Here is a 7,815-nt window from a genome sequence, read left to right as displayed (position 1 = left end):
GCGTCTGGCTTAAGTAAACCGAATATCGCCTCGTCTTCCGGCAACTCTCCTTCTCTCCATAAATAAACCGACACATCTTCCTGCCAAGGAACAATGGGGAAATAACGTGCTTTTTCGGCTAAAGCAATTCCAATTTGAATATATTTATAAAGTTCGGGAGCTAATTTTTCATATTCTTTTATTTGGCGACATCCTTCTTCCCAACTAACTCTAAGGTTTGTCGGGCTTTTACATTCAATATCAACCAAGGGAATGCCATTGATGTATAAAATAATATCGGGAATAATTAAATCTTTTTCTTTGTGGCGTATTTGTTTCGAAAAAACAAACTCATTATTTTTAATATTTTCAAAATCAAATAAATTAACGATTTTCACTATTCTCTCCTTTTCAAATTTCACCCCGATGCCGTATTTGAAAAAATGCAGGAATTTTTTGATTCCTTCCTGCCCAGAAGCAAGAAGCCTAACTTCATCAATAACTTTTTTAATTTCTTCATCGCCAATATTTAAATCTTTATTAATTTTTAAAATCGCCTCTTTGAAATTATGAATTAAAAGTGGTTCTCGAGCGCTTTCTCGTTTTAATTGGGAGGCTTCAACAAACTTCCAACCCAAGTCTTGTAGTTTTTCTGCTGCGTAATTTTCAACTAATTGTTTTTCTATTTGTTTTGGCATATTTACCTGAAATTATAATTTTAGATTATCAACTTTTATCTCTCCATTCATCAACTTATTCAACATCGCCTTAAACAACTCCTCGTAAAGCGCCTTTTTCTTTTGCTCAATTTCAATTTTTTGGTCAATAGTTTGTAAAATCTCTGCAATTTCGCGCTGTTTTTTAATGTCTATTAAGGGGATAGAAAATTGTTTTAATCCAGACGTAGACAATTCCCTAAAAGTTGATCCACTCCCCCAATCCTTTAATTTATTAACTTGAGTTGTTAGATAGTAAAAAAGATATAAATTAAAAATTTCATCGGGTTTTTTAATTATTATTCCTTTACATCCTTGATTAAAAGCCATATCTTCATTTAAAATCGCTAAATATCCAATAGGTGCTCTTGTAGATAAAATTATAGATTTAGCCGAAAGTAATGTAGAGCCGGTTTTTAATCCTTTTTCTGTTATTTTTCTCTCCGTTCGAGTTATATACGGAGAACTTAATTTATTCAAATCATTAGGGGTAATCCAATAGATTTTACCACTCCAATAGTCAGCTTTATTAGTTCTAGGTGTTCCGCCTAATTTTATTTCAAAATACTTTTCATCTCCTAATTTTATCCACTTTTGATTTTTGATTTTTGAATTAAAAATCTCATTTAAAAGAGTCTTTTTCAACTCCTTCGTCTTCTCAATAATTTTCTCCTGCACTCTTATCACTTCCTGAATGCTATCCAAAACATAAACAATCTTCTTTTGCTCGGGAAGAGACGGAAGAGGAATTTGAATGTGCTCTAACGATTTGCTCGCGTGTTTTATCGTCATGCCTGTAGTATATTTTTCTATTATCTCCTGAACAAAATCAGTCTGTAAAACAAAATAGACAAAATCTTTTAATAATTCATCGGGTTTTTTAACAATAACCTTTCTAATTCCCGATGAATGAGCTCCTTTAAATCCTCTGGCTACAATACCGGGTGAACCATCTAAAGTTAGTAAAATATCATTTTCATCACACAATTTTATATTTCTGGAAGTAGTGTAAATTTGCTCTTGGATTTGAGCAGCAATATTTCCAACTCGAATAAAAGGAACACCTTCATTTTCACGATTATAACTTTTACTTCCCGGTTCTGTGCCTCGTTCAAAATCACAAACATCTCCCAATTTTTTTGTTGGCCAAGTCATAATTAATCTAATTAAATATTCTTTATAAATTCGATAAGATCTCTATCAAAAATTTCTTCTATCATCTTTAATTCATTGGCTTTTTGAATATATCTCTCCACAAAAATTTCTTTTTTGTATCCTAACAGGTTTATAAATTCATCAAGAAATTGAGAACAATCTAAAATGTTTAGACTTTCTTGATCTAAACCATTTAATTTATCAATAAATTGCTCGAAAAATACCGCATTTTTTCCTTCGCCAGATATTTTTCTTTTATTCGTCTTAATACTGTCTATTATTTTGTTTTTTATATTCTCTTCTGATTCATTTAATAAAGCACTTAAAACTTTAAAATCCATATAATAACTTTCTATTGAGTATTTTTTAAGTTTGATAAATCCACTCTTGGGCTGAATAGGTTTATTATCGCCGTCTTGCAAAAAGTAAGCATTTGTCCAGGATGATGCTAAATCAGAATTTTGTTTTATAATTTTATAAAAATTTTCTATTATTCCAGAGCCACCAGATAGCTTAATTATCTCTAGTGAATCCTCGCTTTTGCCATAAATTTTAAGAAGTATTTTGACAGTCATTTCATGTTCATTATCCTCAACAAATAATGTTTTTTTCTTTGGTTGAATAATATTCAGTAACGCTACGGATTCTCCGGCAATTTTTTCTTTATATTCCTGGAGCACTTTATTTTTTACTTTTATTTGACCATCTTCCCAAACTAAATATGTTATGTAATCTTGAAATAAACTGTAGAAGATAATACGCGAATGAGTGCTTACTATAATTTGTTTTTGATATTTTGTTGAAAATTTTTCTAAGAAATCAAAGAGATTTTTTTCTATTGTCCAATTCAAATGAATTTCTGGTTCGTCGATAAGAAAAATATCTACATCTTCTTTCATAAGATAGATATTAAATGCTAAAGACAGAAGCTCCTGTTCTCCCGTGCTAAGGTTTTCTAAACTAACATAATCATTCGCGCTTTCTTTATAAATTTTTAAGTCTAGTGAGTCAGCTGTGGTATTCCATGAAGCCTCCAATCTGTAATTAGGAAGAATGAGGATAATTACTTCATTGTTGATTTGTTTTATAAACTCATCTAAGGTTTGTCGTTGAAGTTTTGAATTAAAATCTTGAGATCTTAATTTTTCGAACTTTAAATAAAAAAGTTCCGCAAATGACGGATAAGGATCATAAGTTTCATCACGAATTTGTTTATTTAATGATTCTTGGATTTTATTAGGTAAATTTGTAGTTCGAATAAAACTTAATAAAGATTGCTGCGCTCTCTTTTCTGCATTTCTTTTTGGAGAGAGTGCAATTACTTTCATTTGATTGAATTGAACTACACCGGGCTCCACATTAACGTTTGTTCCTTGTTTTAATAATTGCAAAACCTTAGTTTTACCGGTTCCATTTACACCGCTTAATATATTTAAATTAGGACCAAAGGAAATAATTTGATTAAATTTACCATTAAACAAATTAACATTAATGTTTTTGATATAAGGCATAATATCTATAATTTTCTAATGATTCCTTTTATCTTCTCTTCGACTTTTTGCCGAGTTACTTCTATTTGAGACAGTTCTTTTTTTATCTCCCCAATCTCTCTGTATTTCTTTTCTTCTTCCACGCTTACAAATCGCGAAGGAGAAAGATTGTAATCAGCTTCGGCAGCTTCTTTGAAAGTAATGATTTTGCTAAAATTCTCTGCTTCTTTAAAATCCTGATAAACATCTGTAATTTTTTTAATATTCTCTTTGCCTAAACTGTTTTGTGGCTTGCCGACAACAAATTCCTTGCTAGCATTGAGAAGTAAAATTTTTTCTTTTCTCTCTTCTGGCTTATTTTTATTAAAAACAATTATCAATCCCGGCGCATTGGTGTTATAGAAAAGTTTTTCCGGAAGCAGAATAACTGCTTCAACTAAATCTTTCTCTATAATTTTTTGACGGATTGCTTTTTCTCTGCCGCCGCGGGAAACAGCTCCAGTATCAATAACCACTACCACTTTGCTTTCGTTTTTCACCGAAGCTAACATATGTTGAATCCAAACCCAATCGGCTGATTGCCGGGTTGGAAATCCAAAAGTGAATCTTTCCTGCCAATACTCTCCTTTTTTTAAAGTATCTTCATCGTAAAGATTCTTTTGATTCCAAGGGGGATTGGCTATCACATAGTCAAACTTTTTAATGTCGTTTTGAGTTTTAAACTTAGGATATAAAAGAGTATCGCCTTCAATTAAGGTAATGTTTTTAATTCCGTGCAAAATGGCATTCATTTTTGCTAAAGCTAAAGTTTTCCCATTTTGCTCTTGACCATATAAGAATAAGGTGTCGGCTTTTTCTTTTGAATACTTTTCTCTGACATACTGGTAGGCAATAATCAACATCCCCGCGCTGCCGACCGCCGGGTCATAAATGCTTTTTGGGGGTTTAGGGTCCAGAATTTCCACCATTAAACGAATTACTTCTCGGGGAGTAAAAACCTCTCCTTCTTTTGCCTTGGTCGGAGCAAAATATTTTAAAATCCATTCGTAAGCATCGCCTAAAATATCAGTACTTATATTTTTAAAAGAGTATTTACTAAAAAGTTCAAACAGATTGTTTAAAATAGCGCTATTTTCTTGATTGGTTGTAAAAGCATGAAAATCAAATTGTAAAAAGATATCTTTGTAAGCTGGGTTAAGTTCAGCAATTTCTTTAAGATTTTTAGAAAGATTTTCCGGGAGTTTTAGAGGATCTTTTCTCAAATTTTCCCAAAGCAATTCTTCTTTTAAATAAAAAGAATGATAGTAGGGCTGGCTAGCCTCCCTTATAGCTTCTTTTTGTTCCAATTCTTCTTTAGCAAGCTCTTGATATTTTTCTAGGAATTGTTTTTCCCATTGATCAGAAACCGCTTTGTAAAAAAGCAAGAGTAGAATAAAAGTGTAATCTACTCTGGTACGAATAATATCCGCCGCTGTTTTTAAAATACTTGTTAATTCTTCGCGAGTTAAGGTGTCAGAGGGTTTGAAAATATCTACTAATTGATAAATTTTTTCTCTTTCGTCTTTGGGATTTTTGGAAATTTTTAGATAGCCGGCTCTCTTTAATTCAGAAAGAACAAGTTTAGTTTGATTTTTAGAATCGTGATACAAATTATAAAAGATACCAGAGGCTTCCGTAAAAGTAAAACTATTCTTTTTGAATTTTTCTTGAAGAGTGAAATATCGTTTTTTTATCCAATTTTCTAAGTTGGAGGCGTTTTCCATATCTTATAAAAGGTTAATCAAATTTATTTTACTTATCCTATTTTAACAAATTAAAATTTATTGTCAAGATTTCAATATCCCCTTTTCTTTAAAGCTAAAAATATGAGTTTTGGTGATGATTACGTGGTCTAAAATATCGATGCCCATTATTTTGCCTGCCTCAACAATGCGTTTGGTAATCAAAAGATCATCTTCTGAGGGCTCGGGATCATCAGAGGGATGATTATGAACCAAAATTATTGAGGCGGTGTTTTGTTTTAAAGCTTCACTAAAAATTTCTCGAGGATGGACTAAACTGGCATTTAAAGTACCAACCGAAATATCACTTATTTTTATTAAATTATTGCGAGAATCTAATAATAATATTGAAAAATGTTCTTTTTTCTCTCTGCCAAGTTTTTTACGAAAATAATCAGCAACTGCTTTTGGTGATGTTAAAGAAATCTTTTTAGGAATTTTTTCTTTCGCATATCTTTCAGAAATTGCCTGAAAAAGTTTTAAACCGAAAAGGTTTTCTGGCCCAATGTTTTTAATTTGCTGTAATTCCTCTGGAGAAGCATCAAGCACTTGTCTAAGCCCACTAAATCTTTTAATTGCCTGTTTTGCCATTTGCTTGCAATCTCTTCTTGGAGTTCCTAATGTTAAAAGTAATTCTATAATTTCATAATCAAGAAAACCATCTAATCCATCTTGTAAAAATCTATGTCGTAATCGTTTTCTATGGCCAACAACCTCTGAAAAATCCTTTATTAAAGGATGCTTTTGTTTTTCACGATGGGACATGGTTTTATTATTAAAATTACCCCCACCGTTTTCCCCACCGTTTTCAATATATATTTTACCCCTCTTGGTAGATATTTTCAACCACACTAAGATAACAAAAAAGCGATTGTTTGAATCACTTAATATCTGCACCTACAAAATACTTGACATTTATTTTAGCCTTGCTATACTAATAATGTCTTTCAGTTTTTTCATAGACTGAAAGGGTATTACATCCAAGGGCAACCTTCCTCGCAGAGGGTTGCTTTTTTATTAATCTTTTTCAATTCTATGCTTTAATTCTCTCCCCCAAATATCTTCTTTTATTTTTAAAACATCAAAATATCCGTCCCCGCCAGTTTTTAATTCTTCTGAAACATTATTTTTTGATGAAAAAATGTAAACCTTTTTACCATTTCTTCTAAGATAAGCTACCAAGGCCAAAAAATCAGAATCACCAGTAAATAAAACTGCTGTGTTATATTTTTTAATATGATGCATCGCATCAATCGTTATCTCTACGTCCATATTTCCTTTTTCTTTAATAAGCATTCCCCCTTCATTGATGACGGGTATGCGCTTTAACTCTTTTTTGCAAACATTAAAACCAAGACCTTTTTTCAAAAACGTATAAAATTTATGCTTACCATCCAAACTATAATCCCTTGTTCCCTCGACAGGATAAGCGGTGTAATAGAAAACTTCTATAAATGATGCCTTGAACTTTTTTTTGATAAATTTTCTTAATTTGTCATAATCAAAAAATCTCCCCTTGGCTTTTTGAGCTTCCCATAAATTGGAAGCATCTATAAAAACATAAACGATAGCATTTATAGTAAAACAAATCCATTTATTATAGACCTTTTTTATTAAACTGAATTAAAGTTTCCCCACCGTTTTCAATATATAATTTTACCCCTTTATTTTCTTAAATCAATCTTTGATGTTTTGAAATAAAAAAAGGGCTGTTATTAGAAACAACAGCTCTTTTAAATAAAATTTATACAACTAATAAATTAACTATTAACTTTTATCCCCAAAGAAAGTGCATTATTCATTAATTCTTCAAAAATTGAAGACAATGGTCGTACTTCTTGTTCATATTTTTTTAGTATTTCTTCTCCATCTTTTAAAAATTGCTCTAACGTTAAAAAAGATGAAATAATCTCTACCCCTGCTTCTTGCATCATAGGTAAAAAATTTTTATGGCTCTTTTCTTCTCTTTCATAATAATCTCTAAAATTATCTGGATTAACAAGTCCCCAAATTAAACTTTCAAAACAATATCGCTCTAAAAGAAATACTGTATCCTTATTTTTTAAATCTTGTACACTTATTACGTCTTTGTAATACTGGCTTAAAAAAAACTCAGGATTTTTATTTTTGAATTTTTCAGAATTTGATATATCTTTAACTTTACAAAATTTAATTGGCTGAATAACATCTTCAGGATTGTTATTACCTCTTTCGTTCCATATTCTTTTTAAATCATTAACTACTGTAAGCAAATTTAATGAATCTTTATTTTCCCGAAACATAGTAGAAATCATTTGCAAGGCTAAATTGGGACGACATGCACCAATGCTTGCAGACCAATCAATCATTTGCTTAATAGCAAGATCAAGTACTAAGCTATTGATTATAGCCTCTGAATTTAATAAATTGCGCCTCTTTGGCCAACCCATAACACCTAAAAGATTAATAACAAAATAGAAACCAAAAATTGATGAAGATAAAGGGTTTTTATTTTCCATAAAATTAATTTATTAGTAGAAAAATATTAACTTTTCATTATAGACCTTTTTTATTAAACTGAATTAAAGTTTCCCCACCGTTTTCAATATATATTTTACCCCTTTATTTCTTTAAATCAACCTTTGATGTTTTGAAATAAAAAAGGGCTGTTATTAGGATAACAACCCTTTAAATTTGTATATTAATTAAGGTTCT

Annotated in this window: 7 protein-coding genes; all 7 read right to left on the bottom strand. The window is 30.7% G+C overall.

The features are described from left to right. Positions 1–677 (bottom strand): type I restriction endonuclease (locus PHI88_03510; protein MDD5552195.1); only part of this gene is annotated, 677 nt, incomplete at its 3' end. A 12-nt stretch (positions 678–689) separates the two neighbouring features. Beyond that, complete coding sequence (locus PHI88_03505) at positions 690–1,850, bottom strand: restriction endonuclease subunit S (protein MDD5552194.1); 1,161 nt, start codon at positions 1,848–1,850, stop codon at positions 690–692. Positions 1,851–1,861: 11 nt separating this feature from the next. After that, on the bottom strand, positions 1,862–3,361 hold the full coding sequence (locus PHI88_03500) for an AAA family ATPase (protein MDD5552193.1): 1,500 nt from the start codon (positions 3,359–3,361) through the stop codon (positions 1,862–1,864). 5 nt (positions 3,362–3,366) lie between these two features. Then, a complete protein-coding gene (locus PHI88_03495; GenBank protein MDD5552192.1) occupies positions 3,367–5,103 on the bottom strand; it encodes an N-6 DNA methylase in 1,737 nt (578 codons plus the stop codon). A 63-nt stretch (positions 5,104–5,166) separates the two neighbouring features. Further along, complete coding sequence (radC, locus tag PHI88_03490) at positions 5,167–5,886, bottom strand: DNA repair protein RadC (protein ID MDD5552191.1); 720 nt, start codon at positions 5,884–5,886, stop codon at positions 5,167–5,169. A 252-nt stretch (positions 5,887–6,138) separates the two neighbouring features. Then, the gene (locus PHI88_03485; GenBank protein ID MDD5552190.1) at positions 6,139–6,675 is read right to left on the bottom strand and encodes an NYN domain-containing protein; all 537 of its coding nucleotides are present in this window, start codon (positions 6,673–6,675) and stop codon (positions 6,139–6,141) included. Between the two features lie 206 nt (positions 6,676–6,881). After that, positions 6,882–7,619, bottom strand: coding sequence for a hypothetical protein (locus tag PHI88_03480; GenBank protein ID MDD5552189.1), 738 nt, complete (start codon positions 7,617–7,619; stop codon positions 6,882–6,884). Between the last annotated feature and the right edge of the window lie 196 nt (positions 7,620–7,815).

It is taken from the genome of Candidatus Paceibacterota bacterium (assembly GCA_028716825.1).
GTDB lineage: Bacteria > Patescibacteriota > Minisyncoccia > Minisyncoccales.
Note: the sequence above shows the minus strand (reverse complement) of the source record. Positions and strands in the feature narration are given on the sequence as shown.

What these genes read in the sequence shown, in the direction of transcription:
- PHI88_03505 (MDD5552194.1), bottom strand. Translation starts at nt 1,850, where the DNA reads ATGACTTGGCCAACAAAAAAATTGGGAGATGTTTGTGATTTTGAACGA.
- PHI88_03500 (MDD5552193.1), bottom strand. Translation starts at nt 3,361, where the DNA reads ATGCCTTATATCAAAAACATTAATGTTAATTTGTTTAATGGTAAATTT.
- PHI88_03495 (MDD5552192.1), bottom strand. Translation starts at nt 5,103, where the DNA reads ATGGAAAACGCCTCCAACTTAGAAAATTGGATAAAAAAACGATATTTC.
- radC (MDD5552191.1), bottom strand. Translation starts at nt 5,886, where the DNA reads ATGTCCCATCGTGAAAAACAAAAGCATCCTTTAATAAAGGATTTTTCA.
- PHI88_03480 (MDD5552189.1), bottom strand. Translation starts at nt 7,619, where the DNA reads ATGGAAAATAAAAACCCTTTATCTTCATCAATTTTTGGTTTCTATTTT.